Consider the following 16,580-nt stretch of genomic DNA (forward strand, 5'->3'; position numbering starts at 1 on the left):
CAATGAAACGTGGATTTACCTTGATCGAGATGTTGGTGGTGTTGGCGATTCTGGCCATGTTGCTGACCATCGTGTCGCCACGCTTTATGCACATGTTGCAGCGCGCCAAAGAGACCACTTTGCGTCATGACCTGGTCACCATGCGTGACGCCATCGACAAGTTTTATAACGACAAAAACCGTTACCCGGAAACGCTGGACGAGCTGGTCGAGCGCCAATACCTCAAGTCTGTGCCACCCGACCCGATCACCGAGCGTGCCGATACCTGGGTGATTACACTGCCGCCCAATATCGACGAGCAGGGCAGTGTGTTTGATGTGCATAGCGGCTCGGCACTGCTGGCAGAGGATGGGACCCCGTATGCCTTGTGGTAGGCGAGCGCAGGGCTTTATCCTGATCGGCATGTTTATGCTGATCATGCTGAGCGGCCTGATCTTGTCGGAGGCTGCCACGCGCTGGCAGACGCAGGTAATGCGCGAGCGTGAGCAGGAGTTGATTAAAGTCGGCCTGGCCTACCGCGATGCCATCGGCCGTTATTACAACCAGACGCCGGGTGTGATTAAAACTTTTCCACCGACGCTGGAGGCTTTGTACAACGATGAGCGCTTCCCGTCCCCGCGCCGGCATCTGCGCAAACCGTATCAGGACCCGATTACGCAGCGCGAAGGCTGGGGCATCGTCGAAGCGCCGAGTGGCGGCATTATGGGCATATACAGCCTGTCGGACAAAGTGCCTTTTAAAAGCAAAGGCTATCGCGGCGAGTTGCAGCATCTCAATGACAAGCGCTATTACGGCGAATGGTATTTTGTGTATCTGCCACAACCCATCAGTGTTCGTAATGCGCTTTAAGCTTTTAGTGCTGAAGTTGACTTAACTGGTGGTTGTAAACGATTTTATTTGGTTGCATGCAGCCAGTTTTACAACCGGGAATTATTGAAAAAACCAATCAATTCAATTTGTTAGCTGGCTGGCATTAATATTGCCACTCATAGACCTAAACACCGATAAGAGAGTTGCCATGTCCAGTCAGTTATCCAACCCGCAAGGCTTGATTCGTGGGCTCTACCTTGAGCACCATGCCTGGTTGCGTGCCTGGATACAAAAGCGCCTGGGTTGCCCCAACTGGGCGGCAGACCTAACGCAAGACACCTTTGTCAATCTGTTGCTCAAACACGAGCTGCCAGTATTAAACGAGCCGCGTGCCTACCTGAGCCGGGTTGCGCATGGCCTGATGGTAGATCATGTGCGCCGCCGGGATCTTGAGCGCGCCTACCTCGAAGCACTGGCCTACATGGCCCCGGCTGAAGTCGGCTCGCCAGAAACACGCGCCATCATGCTCGAGCTGCTGGTAAGGCTCGATATCATGCTCGATGGCTTGCCGCACAAAACCCGCACCGCGTTTTTGCTGGCCCAGCTCGAAGGTGCCAGCTATCCGCAAATTTCCGAGCGTCTGGGCGTCTCGGTGCGCACCGTAGGCAGTTATGTTTCTACCGCCATGCTGCAATGCATGACGCTGTTGCAAGAGCCTCCGCATGCGGCCTGAACTCGCACAACAAGTCACCCCGGCCATGCAGCAAGCCAGCGACTGGTATGCGCGTTGGCTCTCAGGCGAGATGGATGAAAAAGCCAAACGTGCCTGGCAAACCTGGCTGGAAGCCGATGAAGAACACAGCCGTGCCTGGCAACAAATTGAGCGCGTACAGCTTTATTTTGGCAAAGTGCCCGGTGCGCTGGCACTCGCCACGCTGCAGGCTCCGCCTTCGGCTGAGCGCAGACGCCTGCTCAAGCAACTCATTCTGCTGCTCATGGTCAGCGGTAGTGGCTATTATGCCTACCGCGAACAACCCTGGCGCGGCATGCTGGCCGACATCAGCACCGAGGTCGGCGAACGCCGCCAGTTAACGCTCGAAGATGGCACGCTGGTGCACCTCAATACCCACTCTGCGATTAACGTGGTCTATAGCAATACTGACCGGATTGTTGAGCTGGTGCGTGGCGAAATTCTGGTTGAAACCGCCCACGAAAACCTGCGCATTTACCGCCCATTCAGCGTGGTGACCAAGCAAGGCATGGCCACTGCGCTGGGCACACGCTTTAGTGTGCGCGAGTGGCAACAGCAGCAACGCGACTACACCAAAGTGAGTGTCTTTGATGGCATGGTCGATGTGCGTGCCCTTGGCCGCAAACAATCCCCGGTGCGCGTCAACGCCCGTGAGTCTGTGGTCTTCTCCGCCAATCAGGTCTATGCCAAAACCAAACTCAAAGCCACCGAAATGGCTTGGGTCAATGGCCTCATCGTCGTCTATGCCATGCGCCTGCAAGACTTTGCCGCAGAACTTTCACGCTACCAGTCCGGCGTCTTACGCTGCGACCCGGCCGTGGCCGACTTGCAAATCTCCGGCTCGTTCCCGCTCAACGATATCCCCGCCATTTTGCAAACCCTGGAGCAAACCCTGCCCGTCAAAGTCGAGCGTTTCACACGCTTCTGGACCACCCTCAGTCCTGCCTAGCCCGCAATGCCGTCGTGGAGGACCGCTTCACAACGTGTTTTCTCAAGCGATCTTTGCAGGTTTTTTTAAAAAAACGCAATTTTATCTTCCGGTTTTTATTTCTCGTTCGGCATAGCAGTAATCACACAGATTATGCGTATGCAGAAAGTGCTTACCCACATGAAAAATAAAACCCTATCAGGATACACAACACCCCATTGGCTAGCGCTAGGCGTGAGCCTGGCGCTCTCTGCCTGGCATGCACAGGCAGAAACACTCAATGTCAGCCTGCCTAAAAAGAGCTATCAAATCCCGGCCGGAGACTTAAGCGACACCTTGCCCGACTACGCCGCTGAATCCGGCATCCTGCTCGGCTTTGACCCCATCCTCACCCAAGGCAAACGCAGCCCCGCGCTCAAAGGCCAATACGGCGTGCAAGAAGGCTTTGAAGCTTTGCTCAAAGACAGCGGCCTAGAAGTCGTGCAAGACAAATCTGGTCGCTACCAACTCCGCCGCGCTGCACCCAAAGCCAAACCTATCCCCGGCGCACCAGAAAAAGAAGATAAAGCACTCAAACTGGAAGGCATTGAGGTTCGCGCCAAGCGCTTTTATGAGGTAGGTCCGTTGCCTGGTTTAGGTCTTACCAAAGAAGAAATCCCAGGTAACGTACAGAGTATTTCTGCTAAAGAGATTAAAGAATCACATGCTTTGAGTATTACTGATCTGATGAACAGGAAGCTTCAATCGGTAAATGTCAACGATTACCAAGGCAACCCATTCCAGATGGATGTGACTTATCGTGGGTTCACCGCGGGCCCGCAGATTGGCACCCCGCAAGGTTTGAGCGTTTTTATTGACGGGATTCGAGTCAATGAGCCCTTTGGCGATGTGGTGAACTGGGACATGATTCCCATGAATGCCTTGGCGAGCGTAGATGTTTTTCCTGGGTCAAACCCTATTTTTGGTTTAAATACCTTAGGCGGGGCCTTCTCCATGAAAACTAAGGATGGCTTTAACAATGCAGGTGTAGATACGCAAGTGCTCTCAGGCTCTTTTGGTCGTAAACAGCTTCAACTTGAAGGAGGCTGGAATAACGGAACTGTCGGTTTGTTTGCTGCTGGTAATTTCTTTTTGGAGGATGGGTGGAGAGAAAACTCTCCAAGTAGAGTCAATCAGTTGTTTACCAAAGCGAGTTATAGGGGAGATAAGCTTGATTTGAATTTTAGTACACTTCTCGTTCAAACAAAGCTTGTGGGTAATGGGTTGTATCCTAGTGAAATGTATGCCCAAGATCGTAATGGTTCTTATACGGCAGAGGATACAACCAGAAATAAATTACAGCAATTTCAATTGTCTGGCAGTTACTTCGTAAATGATAGCTTTACCGTCACAGGTCAATTGTATCGCCGGGATAGTGAGCGTATTCATAGAGGAGCTGATGCTTATACGCAGTTTGGAAGCAAAGTCAAAAATAGAAACCTGAAAGCAGGCGAAGAGTACACGTGCGTTTATCAGAACTCAGCTTACAAAGACGCAAACGGCGTTACTGTGTTTGGAGCACCAAATAAGTATGGATTGCCTAATTATTTTGTTTTGAATATTCCTAACGCTGCAATGGATTCGGCAGGATTTTTTACTAATGATTTCTTGAATGATTATTACTTTAATAAAGCTGGAGCGGGTGCCCCAGATTATAACTTGCTCAATGGTTACACTATTGACCCTTTTACCGGGAACCCCAATCCAATAACCCCTGATCCGGTAAGCAAATCATACAATATTGAGTTGCCTGATTATTTCGCAAAAGCAGCACTTAATAACTTTAAATTTTGGCAAAACTTCGATGTATCAAACTATTCATTAGCCGGGAAAACTAGCGGAGATATCGTATCGACTAAAACCGCGCCCAATGGAGAGCCTTTGTTTCTATTTAACGGAGTTAACTTTAACTCCGAATTTGCTGAGCTTGGTGCCTATCAGACAGGGGGGACTCCCAATAATAATTCAGACATTAATCCGAATACTTTTGTTGCTTATTACTATGATGTAGATAGTAACGGAGATTTGATAGTCGATACTGATGGTAACTATACAAAGCATGCTGTTGTTTTTTTGAAGCCAGATAATGCTGAGAACTGCAGTAAAACTCAGCTAAGTAATGCTGCAGGAAGTAGTAATCGCGCAATTTTGGCTGAAAAAGATCCTGTCACCGGCCAAATCATTACTGTGGACGGTTTGTATCAGAACAATGGTCAAGGGTCTGGAGTTGTGGAAGGAACTCCAACAGCAGTTTTTAATGATGGCAAGATTACGCAGCTTACAGATGGCGGGTCTATACAGTTCAACTGGAACCTTCCACAGCACAAGTTCATGATCGGCGCTTCAATTGATAGTTCTGACGCCGAGTATGCTAATCAGCAAAAATTAGGCATGCTTGATTCAACGCGCAAAGCCTACTTAGCACCCGACCAAATTCGAGATGAGTATGCTGCAAAAATATTAGGTGTAAGTAATAACGATTTTAGTGGTACAAGCACTACTAAAAGCATTTATGCCAGCGAAACATGGAGCCCTATCGATACGCTGCACTTAAGTGGTGCTGTGCGCTATAACGAAACTCATACTAGCATCACGCTTGCATCTAGAAGGTTGGGTGACCAGTTTAACGATATTTCTAACTTCTACGCGACCCCTGATACTTATGCTGTCGCCAACAATGGGGTGCGCCCACAAACAGGATACAAAATACCGGATTTAGCTGGGGTTTTATCACCGCCTGAGAGTGAAAAGCATAGCTATTATTCTTTAAACCCATCATTAGGGGCCAGTTGGCAGGCTAGAGAAGATTTGAACTTTTTTGGTAATGTGGCTCAAGGTACAAGAACTCCAAGTGTGATTGAGTTGGGTTGCGCCTTTGACCATACTCTTATCGATTATGGTCCTTTGCCAAATGGTACGAGAAAGCTAATAGAAAAAAGCATCGCTGAAAATCGCTCTTGCTCTTTACCCACTACGCTCTCAGGCGATCCTCATCTCCCGCAGATTAAAGCAACAACCTATGACATTGGGATGAGGGGAAGCTTCGCTGCCGTACTAGGTGCAAAAAACATTGATTGGAATCTGGGGTTCTATCGCACTGATCTTAAAGACGATATTTATATGGTCACCTATCCTGGAAACCGGAATTTTTTTGACACTATCGGACAAACTCGCCGACAAGGAATTGAAGCTGGGATTAATGCTGACTTTGGAAAAACAACATTCAGACTTAACTATGCTCTGACTGATGCCACATTTCAAAGTGCGTTCGATATGGCTGCGGATGACAACAGTAGTGCGGTGAGGTCGGTTAACGGCCAATATTGTAATAGTGCTGGCACATGCATTTACAACGACCCGGAGGATGATGTGGGACGTATTCGGGTTAAGCCAGGGTCTCGTATGCCCGGCATTCCCTTGCACAACATGAATGCAACACTGAGTTACGAGCTCACATCGGATTGGCAGGTTGGTCTTAACGCTATCGCTCATTCAGGGTCGTTTCTGCGAGGTAATGAAAATAATGAGCATCAGAAAGGGCAGGCGATTGAGGTGTCCGTACCTACTTATGATGCAAATGGTGACCCTACAGGTGCTTATCAACAGATCAAACGTCAACCCGCCTCTAACCCAGGAAAAATCTCCGGTTATGCCACTTTCAATTTTTTCACCAGCTACAAAATTAACAAGGAATGGACAGCGTCGCTGATTGTTAACAATCTGTTTGATAAGGAATATTTTTCAGCTGGTCGCTTGGGCAGAAATCCTTTTTCGCCATCCATTTATGGGGCAAAAGGTCCCGATGGATATAACCACAACTCAGGCGATTGGTTAAGTACCAACTTCTTAGCACTAGGTGCGCCACGCGGAGTGTGGTTTAGTCTCAACTGGCATTTCTCCCCCGATTAACCCCTCAAGTTAATAGATTTAATGGCTATTAGGTAAAGTTATGTTAACGACGTCAGGCTTTTTGCGTCGCCAGCGATTAAACAAGTAAGAGGGTGTAAATGTGAAAAATTCCCGTTGTGTGTATGGAATTTTCCCGATTGGTTTTTGCGGTAGTAATTTTGGGTTGCGCTTGGCCTTGATCCGGTAATTTGCATTTGAGCAGTTTTTATTGATAAGTCTATTTTTGGAGCGAGCTGTGGATTTGGTGCCTGATATTGTTGATATCGTGTTGTATTTGTTGGGTGCGCTCTCGGTGCTGGTGTGGTCCATCATCATCGTCAAAAGCTGGGTGTGGTTCAAGTTGCGCAGTGAGTCCAACAGTTTTTTGTCTGAGTGGCAGCAGGTGAAAACCATTTATGAGTTGCCGCGCATTATTTCGCACAGTAACAGCAGCTTTGCACGCTTGTGTGATGCGGGGATGCGGGCGATGAATGAGGTAATGGCGAATTCGGTGTTGCGCCGCAACGAGCGCCAGGAGGTGATTTTGCTCTCGCTCAAGCAACAGGCTTATCTGGAGCAAAAACGCATGGATGGCGGCGTGGCGGTGTTGGCTAGCATTGGTTCTACCGCCCCGTTTATCGGCTTGTTTGGCACAGTATGGGGCATTATGAATGCGCTCAAGACGATCACAGCGACGGGCTCTGCCGGGTTGGATGTGGTGGCCGGGCCGATTGGTGAGGCGTTGATTGCGACGGCGATTGGCATTGCTACGGCGGTGCCTGCGGTGTTGGCCTACAACTATTTTATGCGCAAGCAAAAAGTGCACAGGGCCGATATGGAGCAAGTGGCGAGCCGTTTTCAGTCCTTGCTGACACAATCTGGCGTAGAGGGTTAATGCCATGGCGATGTTTAGTGATGGTGAGAGCGAAGATTTGGTCAGCGAAATCAATGTGACGCCGCTGGTCGATGTGATGCTGGTGTTGCTGACGGTGTTTATTGTGACGGCGCCATTGCTGATGAACGCGGTGAAGGTCAAATTGCCGCAGGCCAGTGCCGAGGTGGCGGTGACTGTGCCTAAAACCGCACACATTAGCGTGACCGATGCCGGGGAGGTGTTTTTGGACCAGCAAAACATGCCGCTAGACACCTTGACCAAAGAGCTTGGTGTGCTCAAGCAGAAGCATGACCCGGCGGTGGAGATTTATGCCGATGAGCATGCGCAGTATGGCGTGGTGGCCAAAGTGCTGGCCGCGATCCAGCGCGCGGGCATCAGTAAGTTCAGTTTTGTGATGTCGCCTGAGTCACGAAAGTAACGCGCCATGACCACCCTGATTTATCCTCAAGCTCAGCATGACTCACTGCTTTGGCAGGCCGTTGTGCTGTCGCTGGGGTTGCATCTGGTCGTGGTGTTGCTGTATCCAACATTGAGCCAGATTCAGTTGCCTGCCATCCCCGAGCGCATGGAAATTGAGTTTTTTTCGACCAAAGCGCCAGCCCCAGCCGTGCAACAGGTGTCACCGCCCGTGGAGACACCCAAGCCTGCTGAGCCACCCAAGGCTGAACCCAAGCCGATGGTAAAGCCTGTGACGCCTGTAGAGACACCCAAGCCGGTATTGGCAGCGCCTAATAGCCATGACGCAGATTACCGCGTGCAAGAGCAGCTTGTACAGCCGCCCGCCAAGGTTGAGCCAAGCCCGGCGCCGCCTGCGCCCAACAATACGGCCGAGAGTGCGCCGCATGCGACAAACTCAAGCGCTGAAAACACCGCTAAAGATGCCAAGCCCAGCGCTGCCGCAGTCGCCACCGCTGCTGCATCAACCGAGTCTGATGAGCTCAGTGCGAGTGATAGCGATGCCTGGGGGGATTATGGCGAACAACTGCGCTCACTGGTGAATAAAAGCAAACAATATCCAGCCATTGCCATCCGCCGTCACCTCGAAGGCGAGGCCACGGTGGTTGCGCAGTTTGTGCGTGGTGAGTTGGTCAATGTGACGGTTGCTGATAGCAGTAAACATGTCCCCCTCGATGAAGAAGCCATGCGCATGGTGAAAAAGGCCATTGCGCAACTCGGTGTCAAAGACAGCCTGAAAAAGAAGAGCTTCAAAATAACAATACCGGTCTCGTTTAAGCTGGAGTAACACGCGGTTTCATGAAGTCAGGCATGCTCAGAAAGTTTATCCCTCACTTTCGCTAACAGGTATGTCTGCTCTCCAACCCCTGTGCCTGCCACTTTCCTCCGGTGGGTACAGGGTCTTTTTTTATGTGAATATTGAGAGGAATCAATGGTGATCAATCATGGTAGCGCTGGTGACCGTTTAATGAAATAAACATAAGCTTTGGGAGAAGCATAGTGATATCAAACACAATTAAAACAATGTTGCTGGTGATGGTGCTATTGATCAGCCCGCATGCCCAAGCCAAGCTACAAACATTTGAAGAAGTTTTTAAGGGGAGTATGCCTTCGGTTAAAAGCTCGGAGGTTGGTTTTTATGGCGAGGTGGCCACGCTGCTGAGCGGGGATGTGAGACTAAAAAGTACACGGTACTTTTACTTTGTACGCTACCGAAGACCATTGATCTTAAGTCTATCCGCTTTAAATTACTCAAAATCATTTGCTCTGCAACTGGGTAAATTGCATCTTGTAATCCTCCACCCATTGCTGCGCATGATGGCGTTGTTTAGCGGTTGTACTGGCATGTAGGCTCGCGATGGTTTCACAGGTTTGCTGCGTGACTTTATCAATATGAGTTTGGTAAGCCGGATTCGGGCTGTTTTGCATACGTTCAAAGCCTGCGCGGACCAGTTGCGATTTTTCTTCGTTTGGCAAGGCGGGATCTCTTAATGCCTTGAGGATAGTCAACGCATCTTCGTCGCGCCGCAAAATTTCGGCATAGATGATAGCCGGATCAATGTCACTCTTGGCAATGGCTTGTTTTAAAAGGGTTATTTGTTTTTCGTTCAAGTCGCCATAGACTTTTTCAGCAAAATCCGTGGATTTCTCTAACCTCACTTCTCGCTGTTCTTCTAACGTTTCCTGCCACCATTCCTCTTTCCATTCCTGGTTGCGTTTTTCCAGTTTTTTCTCGAAATGCTGTAGTTGTTTTTCACTCAGCGTGTCGGCGACTTCGACGATGATAGGGATGACTTTTGTTTGTAGCATCTGCACATTTGATTTGATGGATTCAATGTGCTGGCAGGCCGTTTGTGCGCTCACATCATGGCTGAGGTCATCGTGAATCTCATCCAGCAACGACACATACCGCGGTAGCTCATTGTTACGATGCCAGGCATGCAAGTCCCGCAGGGCGGGTTTGAGTTTGGCTTTTTGCGCTGCATTAAAATCAAAATAATCATCCAGCCGCCATGCGATGAGTGCAGGTGCATTGTTGTAGGCGGTCTTGACCAGGCTACAACTCATGAGTAAAAGAGCGAGGGTGAGGATTAAAGTTTTTTTGATGATTCGCATGTTTCTACGACCAGGATTGCCGGACTAAGTTTGCGATACTGGCTACTTGTATTAGCGTGGATACTTGGGGTCAGAGTAAAAAGTTAAGAAATCTCACTTTTACCCTGACCCCATCGACATGTAACAGTAATGACTGATTGGCTTTAATTTTCTTGGCTCCTGGAGCACCAAGGGCTGTATGGCTTAATGTGCGATACGAATTTTAATTGATAACATCACTCTTCAATGACTATGTATATTCGAGCGGCCCGTGTTACTGCTGTTATTACATGGAGAATAGAGGCTTAAGTGAAGCATCGCCTATCCAAAAGCGCATGTGTCTGCTAGAGCAGACAAGGGCTGGGGCTAAACTCCCACGGTGATAGAGGTTGGCTTTTAACTGAGTGCGGGGCGATTATTCGCGATGAGATTGATAAATCGCCCAGGCATTTTTTCCTGACTGTTTGGCTTCGTACATCGCCTGGTCTGCATGGCGTATCAAGGTGTCTACCGAACAGCCGTGATCCGGGAAGATGGCGATGCCGATACTGATAGACACCGATACGGCCTGGCCATTGAGGTGCACGGGTTCTTGCACGGCTTGCAGGATTTTTCTGGCGTGTTGTGCCATGTCTTCGCTATCCCGAATATTGGCGGCCAGGATGGCAAACTCATCTCCGGCGAAACGGGCAAAGGTGTCGGCTTGGCGGGAAATCTTCTGAATGCGGCTGGCAATTTCAGTGAGTAACTGGTCGCCAGCCAGATGGCCGTAAACATCATTGACGGCTTTAAATCCGTCCAGGTCCATAAAGAAGAGCGCAAATTTTTTCTGTTCGCGCTGGCTGCTGTAAATGGCTTGTTGCAGGCGGTCCAGAAACAGGCGCCGGTTGGGCAGGCCGGTCAGGTTATCGGTATGCGCTTGCTGCCAGATGGATTGTTCAAGCAGCTTGGATTGTGAGATATCGGTATGCGTACCTATCATGCGTTTGGGGTTGCCATCGTCGGTACGCTCTACAATCATGCCGCGTGAGAGAACCCATTTGTAATCGCCATTTTTGCAGCGGATACGGTATTCGATTTTGTATGTAGACTGTTGGCCGGTCAAATAGGCCTGCAAATGGTCGCTGAAGTGTGCTTTGTCCTCGTCATGCAGCATTGAAACCAATGTGTCGAGACGCGGGGACATGGAGGCATTTTCGTAGCCCAGCATTTTGCGCCAGTTGGGTCCAAAGAAGTAATGCCCGGTGGCTAGATCGTAATCCCAGACCCCGTCGCCGACCGCGTCCATGGCCTGTTTCCAAAGCTCCTGGTTTTTGGTTTGCTGTTCGTAAAACGCCTGTAGCTGCTCACTGAGCTTGGTGCGCTGGATGATCTCCCGCCTCAACTCCATGAGTTTCATTGCCTGGTTAGCCAGCATGGTCAGCAAGGTCAGGTTGGCCTCGCTGAATTGGCGTGGCACATGGTCCATGACGCAAAACGTGCCGATCACATAGCCTTCGGCATTCATCAGCGGAATCCCGGCATAGGCAAGGATGTGTGGCTCATGAGTGACCAGCGGATTTTCTTTAAACAGCGGATGAAGTCGCGTGTCTTCAATCACAAGGCGGGTTTTATGTTCCACCGTCAGTTGGCAAAACACATCCTCACGCGGGGCCTCGCAGACATCCAGCCCCATGGCCGATTTAAACCATAGCCTGTCTTGCGCCATAACGGTGACGCTTGCAATCGGCGCAGAGAATAAGGTCGAGGCCAGGGCGACCAACTGATCAAAGTCAGCTTCGGGCGGAGTGTCAAGAATGTGATAGCTTTCAACTGCCGCCAGACGTTCTAGCTCCTGATTATGGTTTAACAAGTGAACGGTACTCCATCAAATCATACATTAAGTTGGTCACAAGCTTGGTAAATAGGTTCTCACACAAATCATACACTTATTAACGTAGATGCATTTGCTGAAATGCCTGATTTTTTGATGACTGTTCTTAATTATTATCGAAGGAATTAATTGGTGGGCCCGCTGGCTGGTGATATACAGCTGCCAAACCTGCACGATTAAATGCTGGTCATTCACCTCCCGCCGCATGTGTAGAGGTAGGCAGTTGCGGATCAACACGGTATGCTAATAACTATTCCGTTATTCATTCAGCCATCATGCAACCGCAATCCATCCAGCAAATCAATCTTTCTTATGATCAGCATCAAGACCGCCTGCTTATGCGTGCGGCGGTCAGTGACGAGCAGGAGATCCAGGTCTGGATTACCTACCGGGTCGCCAGACAGATTTTCAAGGTATTTAACCAGGAGGCGCATTTGCCGGTGTCTGGTCCGTTGCCCTTGTCTGAGCAAAGCCTGCCGGAAGCCACCCAGCAGTTTGTACAAGAGGCGGAAGCCGTAGAGGCCCTGGATGATCTGGACTTTGAGACGGCCTATCAGGCGCCCAAAAGTGTGGTCACCGAGCAAACCCTGCTGGCGGTGGAAACGCGTTTTGTCTCGGTCAACGATCAACTCAATCATGTGCAACTGGTGTGCGCCAATGGCATCAACGTGAATATCAATGTGAACCATGAGCTGGTGCTGGCGATCAGCCGCATGTTGCTGTTGGCCAGCAAAGAGGCTGGCTGGACACTGCCATCCGTGCCAGCCAAGGAACCTCAGCCCGTTTCGAGTATCGTAATGGACATCCCGGTAGAAAAACAGGTATTACATTGATGGATCAAATTACGCTGGGAGACAGCGGTATTCGCGTCTCCAGAATCACCTTGGGCACCATGACTTATGGTGACCAGAACACCCAACAGGATGCAGAACACCAGCTGGATTATGCGCTGGCAAATGGCATTAATTTTATTGATACGGCAGAAATGTACCCGGTGCCGCCCCGTGCAGAAACGGTGACGCGTACCGAAACCATGCTGGGGCACTGGATCAAAAAACAGCCGCGTGACCGGTTTGTGCTGGCCAGCAAGGTGGCCGGACCCCGCCGCGGCATGTACTGGATCCGTGGTGGCCCGAGCGGCATGGACCGTGCCAATATCCGCCAGGCGGTGCATGACAGTTTGCAGCGCCTGCAAACCGATTATCTGGATGTGCTCTATCTGCACTGGCCCGAACGCAATGTGCCCATGTTCGGCCAATATCAGTTTGACCCTCGCGCCGAACGGGATGTAGAAGGCCAGGCGATTGACTGGGTTCCTATCCAGACCCAGCTGGAAGTGCTGGATGAGTTGGTTAAAGAAGGCAAAATCCGTGCAATCGGCCTCAGTAACGAGCAACCGTGGGGATTGATGGAGTTGCAGGGCTTGCCGCGCATTGCCGTGCTGCAAAATTGCTATAACCTCATGAACCGCGGTATGGAGTTTGGCATGACCGAAGTGCTTTACCGGGAAGGGGTCGCGCTGGCTGCCTACTCGCCCTTGGCCTTTGGGCACCTCACGGCCAAGTATGTCGATGATCCGGCCACGCCCGGCCGCGTGACTTTGTTTGAGGGCTATGCCAAGCGCTATAAAAAGCCCGCGGTGCCGGCGGCGGCCAAAGCCTATGCCGAGTTGGCCCGTAGCCATGGCCTGACGCCGGTACAGCTGGCCTTGAGTTTTGTCTATCACCGCTGGTTTGTTGGCACCACCATTATCGGCGCGACCAGCCTGGCACAGTTACAAGAAAATGTGGCGGCTTATCAGGTCCACCTGAGCGAAGAGGTGCTGGCGGCCATCGAGCAACAACATCTCGTCATGATGAATCCAGCCCCTTAAGTTGGGCGCAATAGAAGGGAATCCATATGCTATTTTTTCGCAGACTGCGCAGCCAGTGGCGACATGAGCGGCTGTTGAATGCGCTACTGGTGAGTGGCCTGCTGCTGGCAGGTCAAGCACAGGCAGCCCTGGTGAACGACATGCAATCCGCTTTGCGTACTTGCCAAACCGAGTTTGCAGACGATGCTGGCCGGCGACTGGTGTGCTTTGATAAAGTGGCCGAGCAATTCGCGCCCAGCCATGTGGTGGCGCCTATCTTGGCCCCCAGCCAGGAAGCACTGGTCAAAAGCGTGAGTGCTGACACCGGCTACCTGTCACGCAAATGGCATTTGAATAGCCAGGATGAGTTGCATTTTACCGACCTTGAAACGCACCAGCTCAATTACATTGTCACCAGCTATTCGAGCAACCCTAACGAGGTCCCGGTTTCGCCGTCACGCCCCAACACGCAAAACCGTGACCTCGGACACAACGACCTGCATTTTCAGATCAGCCTGAAAACCCAGCTGATGAATATGTCAGACTGGCTGCCCAAAAATCAGTGGGTGCAGAGCGCGCGCTTATGGGGCGCTTATACCCAGCAATCGTTCTGGCAGGTTTACAACGAGGCACAGTCTCGGCCCATGCGCGATCATAACTATTCGCCCGAGCTGATTTTGTCGCTGGGGCTCAACAAGCCGGCAGAGGGAGGGCTGTGGACCGCCATGCCTAATATGCTCAATCTGGGCCTGGTGCATGAGTCGAATGGCCGCTCACAACCGTTGTCGCGCAGCTGGAACCGGTTCTACCTGCAAGGGGGCTGGCAATTGAATGAACAATATAGCCTGCTGGTCAGGCCATGGTGGCGCATCCCCGAGAACAAGTCAGACGATGACAACCCGGATATCAGCAAGTATATGGGCTATGGCGATGTGACCTTGCACTGGGACAATGAACCCCATACGCTGGCCGCCAGCGTGACTTTGCGTAACAACATGCGCAGTGACAACAAGGGCTATATCCGCACCGATGTGCAATACAAGCCGTTTAAAAACGAGAGCGTGAAGTTTTATGCCATGCTGGCCAGTGGCTATGGCGTCTCGCTCCTGGACTACAACCAGGCACAAAACATGTTTGGCATCGGCTTTGCCATTGGCGAATAGCTCGCCGCAGCTGACGGCCAAGTCCAATTAGGGTTATTGAATTATGTTACTGATCACCAAAACCTTTCAACGCTTTTTAGACTCGGAGCAGGCCAGCAGTGTCTTGCTAATGCTGGCTACCGTGCTGGCACTGCTGATCGCCAATAGTGTGTTTGCCAGCCACTATCATGCGTTCTGGCATCTGCACGGCTTGGGGCTCAGCCTGGAAGAGTGGGTGAATGATGGCTTGATGGCCGTGTTCTTCCTGCTAATTGGCTTGGAGCTCAAGCGCGAGTTATATGTAGGCGAGCTTTCCAGCGTCAACAACGCGCTGTTACCGACGATTGCCGCCCTGGGCGGCATGATCGCCCCTGCCTTGATCTTTTGGCAGTTGAATCATGGCACGGCTTACCAGTCCGGCGTTGGTATCCCGATGGCCACCGATATTGCGTTTGCCCTGGGCATGCTCTCCATTTTAGGCAACCGTGTGCCGGCGCCGTTAAAAGTGTTTTTAGTGGCTTTTGCCGTCATTGACGATCTTGGCGCAGCCATCATGATCGCCGTGTTTTACACCGCCTCAATCTCGCTCCCGCACTTGCTGGCCGCGCTCACTGTGCTTGCCTTGCTGTTTGCGTTGAATCGCTTGCGTGTGCTGTCTATGCTGCCATACCTGCTCGGCGGGGCATTTATGTGGTGGCTGACCCTGAAATCAGGCGTGCATGCGACGCTGGCGGGGATTGCGCTCGCGTTTGCCATTCCCTTTCAGCAACTGGCCGAAGACGAGGATTCGCTTTCGCAACGGCTGGAACATGCCTTGCACTTGCCCGTTGCGTTCTTCATTCTGCCGGTTTTTGCCTTTGCCAATACCGGTGTTCATTTGGCAGCGGACAGTGTGCAATCGGTGTTTACACACAGCAACAGCCTGGGCATTATGGCTGGGTTGATTGTGGGCAAGCCGGTGGGCATTATGCTGGCAGTGTGGCTCTCCGTGGTTTTCGGGCTGTGCAAGTTACATCCGCCTTTGCGCTGGGCGCACATTCTGGGCGCTGGTATGTTGGGTGGTATCGGTTTTACCATGTCCATTTTTATTACCAATCTGGCTTTTGACGGCATGGACGAGGCGATTAATCTGTCCAAAATGGCGATTTTGACCGGTTCGCTGCTGTCTGGACTCCTTGGCTGGGGATGGCTGAAGTGGACGCTGGGTCGCAGCCCGCGCTGATTTTTGGCAGCAGGAGGTTCTCAGTAAAATCATGAGTGGTTTTTAAGCCAGCTACGCAAGTGATTTCTTGCCCTGCGGCGTATAGTGATCCTTAACGAGATGCCCGTTGCCTCTCTTAATCACTCAAGGAGATTTATTATGTGGACTAAACCAGCAGCGACTGAAATGCGTTTTGGCTTTGAAGTCACCATGTATGTCATGAACAAATAATTCTGACCAAGGTTTTATTGCAAAACACCCGGTGTTAACCGGGTGTTTTGTTTTGGGCCGACGTTTTGTTGTGGTCAGGCTAAAAAGCAACGCGCAATACAACCGCTATTGCGGCGGTTAAATCTCTATGGATTTTGTGACGCTATCGCCTTCAGCCAGAAGGGTCAGTTTCGTCAAGTCCCAGTCAGGCTGTTCTGCTGCCAGGCGGCTACGGCCAAGTCGGTAGGCTTCTTCTACACTCAGCGCCAATACATTGGTCCCCCATACGCGCTCACTGGCATCGGGTGCGCCTTGCCAGGCGCTGATATAAAAAATGGCCATACTCACTCCTTGATTAACATGCTACAGACCATAGGCCGTCTGCATGCGGTTGAGACACATAGAACGTGTCAGTACGAATATCAGCAAAGTATCGCGCTG

Annotated in this window: 16 protein-coding genes; 13 read left to right on the forward strand and 3 right to left on the reverse strand. The window is 51.0% G+C overall.

Annotated elements, in window-relative coordinates; all coding sequences use genetic code 11:
* Nucleotides 1–2: 2 nt before the first annotated feature.
* From ACT53C_RS06970 to ACT53C_RS07005, 8 genes are all read left to right on the forward strand, one after another.
* Complete coding sequence (locus tag ACT53C_RS06970; RefSeq protein ID WP_194748526.1) at nucleotides 3–374, forward strand: type II secretion system protein; 372 nt, start codon at nucleotides 3–5, stop codon at nucleotides 372–374.
* On the forward strand, nucleotides 361–849 hold the full coding sequence (locus tag ACT53C_RS06975; protein ID WP_476145383.1) for a type II secretion system protein: 489 nt from the start codon (nucleotides 361–363) through the stop codon (nucleotides 847–849). The genes ACT53C_RS06970 and ACT53C_RS06975 overlap by 14 nt, the downstream gene beginning before the upstream one ends.
* 169 nt (nucleotides 850–1,018) lie before the next feature.
* Nucleotides 1,019–1,543, forward strand: a complete 525-nt coding sequence (locus tag ACT53C_RS06980; protein WP_275356135.1) for a sigma-70 family RNA polymerase sigma factor — start codon at nucleotides 1,019–1,021, stop codon at nucleotides 1,541–1,543.
* A complete protein-coding gene (locus tag ACT53C_RS06985; RefSeq protein WP_476145384.1) occupies nucleotides 1,533–2,510 on the forward strand; it encodes a FecR domain-containing protein in 978 nt (325 codons plus the stop codon). The genes ACT53C_RS06980 and ACT53C_RS06985 overlap by 11 nt, the downstream gene beginning before the upstream one ends.
* Before the next feature lie 159 nt (nucleotides 2,511–2,669).
* Nucleotides 2,670–6,437 carry a TonB-dependent receptor domain-containing protein gene (locus ACT53C_RS06990; protein WP_476145385.1) on the forward strand — a complete coding sequence of 1,256 codons (3,768 nt, stop codon included), beginning with the start codon at nucleotides 2,670–2,672 and terminating at the stop codon, nucleotides 6,435–6,437.
* 235 nt (nucleotides 6,438–6,672) lie between these two features.
* Nucleotides 6,673–7,311, forward strand: a complete 639-nt coding sequence (locus ACT53C_RS06995) for a MotA/TolQ/ExbB proton channel family protein (RefSeq protein ID WP_476145386.1) — start codon at nucleotides 6,673–6,675, stop codon at nucleotides 7,309–7,311.
* 4 nt (nucleotides 7,312–7,315) lie between these two features.
* The gene (locus tag ACT53C_RS07000; protein ID WP_194748521.1) at nucleotides 7,316–7,729 is read left to right on the forward strand and encodes an ExbD/TolR family protein; all 414 of its coding nucleotides are present in this window, start codon (nucleotides 7,316–7,318) and stop codon (nucleotides 7,727–7,729) included.
* Nucleotides 7,730–7,735: 6 nt separating this feature from the next.
* A complete protein-coding gene (locus tag ACT53C_RS07005) occupies nucleotides 7,736–8,554 on the forward strand; it encodes an energy transducer TonB (protein WP_476145387.1) in 819 nt (272 codons plus the stop codon).
* Nucleotides 8,555–9,024: 470 nt separating this feature from the next.
* Here the strand turns inward: ACT53C_RS07005 and ACT53C_RS07010 are convergent, their stop codons facing one another.
* Together ACT53C_RS07010 and ACT53C_RS07015 are read right to left on the reverse strand one after the other, a co-directional pair.
* On the reverse strand, nucleotides 9,025–9,882 hold the full coding sequence (locus ACT53C_RS07010; protein ID WP_476145388.1) for a DUF6279 family lipoprotein: 858 nt from the start codon (nucleotides 9,880–9,882) through the stop codon (nucleotides 9,025–9,027).
* 394 nt (nucleotides 9,883–10,276) lie between these two features.
* Nucleotides 10,277–11,713, reverse strand: a complete 1,437-nt coding sequence (locus ACT53C_RS07015; protein ID WP_476145389.1) for a sensor domain-containing diguanylate cyclase — start codon at nucleotides 11,711–11,713, stop codon at nucleotides 10,277–10,279.
* A gap of 296 nt (nucleotides 11,714–12,009) precedes the next feature.
* Here ACT53C_RS07015 and ACT53C_RS07020 point away from each other — a divergent pair, with 296 nt between their 5' ends.
* The 5 genes from ACT53C_RS07020 to pqqA all read left to right on the forward strand — a co-directional run bounded on the left by ACT53C_RS07020 (nucleotide 12,010) and on the right by pqqA (nucleotide 16,160).
* Nucleotides 12,010–12,567 carry a hypothetical protein gene (locus tag ACT53C_RS07020; RefSeq protein ID WP_476145390.1) on the forward strand — a complete coding sequence of 186 codons (558 nt, stop codon included), beginning with the start codon at nucleotides 12,010–12,012 and terminating at the stop codon, nucleotides 12,565–12,567.
* Entirely contained in the window at nucleotides 12,567–13,607 is a 1,041-nt protein-coding gene (locus ACT53C_RS07025; protein WP_476145391.1) for an aldo/keto reductase, read from the forward strand. Before ACT53C_RS07020 ends, ACT53C_RS07025 begins: the two co-directional genes overlap by 1 nt.
* Nucleotides 13,608–13,633: 26 nt before the next feature.
* Nucleotides 13,634–14,749: a phospholipase A gene (locus ACT53C_RS07030; protein WP_194748508.1), complete on the forward strand. Its 1,116-nt coding sequence runs from the start codon at nucleotides 13,634–13,636 to the stop codon at nucleotides 14,747–14,749.
* A gap of 43 nt (nucleotides 14,750–14,792) precedes the next feature.
* Nucleotides 14,793–15,950, forward strand: a complete 1,158-nt coding sequence (nhaA, locus tag ACT53C_RS07035; protein WP_476145392.1) for a Na+/H+ antiporter NhaA — start codon at nucleotides 14,793–14,795, stop codon at nucleotides 15,948–15,950.
* 138 nt (nucleotides 15,951–16,088) lie between these two features.
* A complete protein-coding gene (pqqA, locus tag ACT53C_RS07040) occupies nucleotides 16,089–16,160 on the forward strand; it encodes a pyrroloquinoline quinone precursor peptide PqqA (protein ID WP_081624291.1) in 72 nt (23 codons plus the stop codon).
* 117 nt (nucleotides 16,161–16,277) lie between these two features.
* Here pqqA and ACT53C_RS07045 read toward each other — a convergent pair whose 3' ends face one another.
* Nucleotides 16,278–16,481, reverse strand: coding sequence for a hypothetical protein (locus tag ACT53C_RS07045; protein ID WP_476145393.1), 204 nt, complete (start codon nucleotides 16,479–16,481; stop codon nucleotides 16,278–16,280).
* Nucleotides 16,482–16,580: the final 99 nt, after the last annotated feature.

The organism is Methylophilus sp. DMC14, from assembly GCF_056314085.1.

Coding starts and splice junctions, on each gene's coding strand:
- ACT53C_RS06970 (WP_194748526.1), top strand. CDS start 3: ATGAAACGTGGATTTACCTTGATCGAGATGTTGGTGGTGTTGGCGATT.
- ACT53C_RS06975 (WP_476145383.1), top strand. CDS start 361: ATGCCTTGTGGTAGGCGAGCGCAGGGCTTTATCCTGATCGGCATGTTT.
- ACT53C_RS06980 (WP_275356135.1), top strand. CDS start 1,019: ATGTCCAGTCAGTTATCCAACCCGCAAGGCTTGATTCGTGGGCTCTAC.
- ACT53C_RS06985 (WP_476145384.1), top strand. CDS start 1,533: ATGCGGCCTGAACTCGCACAACAAGTCACCCCGGCCATGCAGCAAGCC.
- ACT53C_RS06990 (WP_476145385.1), top strand. CDS start 2,670: ATGAAAAATAAAACCCTATCAGGATACACAACACCCCATTGGCTAGCG.
- ACT53C_RS07000 (WP_194748521.1), top strand. CDS start 7,316: ATGGCGATGTTTAGTGATGGTGAGAGCGAAGATTTGGTCAGCGAAATC.
- ACT53C_RS07005 (WP_476145387.1), top strand. CDS start 7,736: ATGACCACCCTGATTTATCCTCAAGCTCAGCATGACTCACTGCTTTGG.
- ACT53C_RS07010 (WP_476145388.1), bottom strand. CDS start 9,882: ATGCGAATCATCAAAAAAACTTTAATCCTCACCCTCGCTCTTTTACTC.
- ACT53C_RS07020 (WP_476145390.1), top strand. CDS start 12,010: ATGCAACCGCAATCCATCCAGCAAATCAATCTTTCTTATGATCAGCAT.
- ACT53C_RS07025 (WP_476145391.1), top strand. CDS start 12,567: ATGGATCAAATTACGCTGGGAGACAGCGGTATTCGCGTCTCCAGAATC.
- ACT53C_RS07030 (WP_194748508.1), top strand. CDS start 13,634: ATGCTATTTTTTCGCAGACTGCGCAGCCAGTGGCGACATGAGCGGCTG.
- nhaA (WP_476145392.1), top strand. CDS start 14,793: ATGTTACTGATCACCAAAACCTTTCAACGCTTTTTAGACTCGGAGCAG.
- ACT53C_RS07045 (WP_476145393.1), bottom strand. CDS start 16,481: ATGGCCATTTTTTATATCAGCGCCTGGCAAGGCGCACCCGATGCCAGT.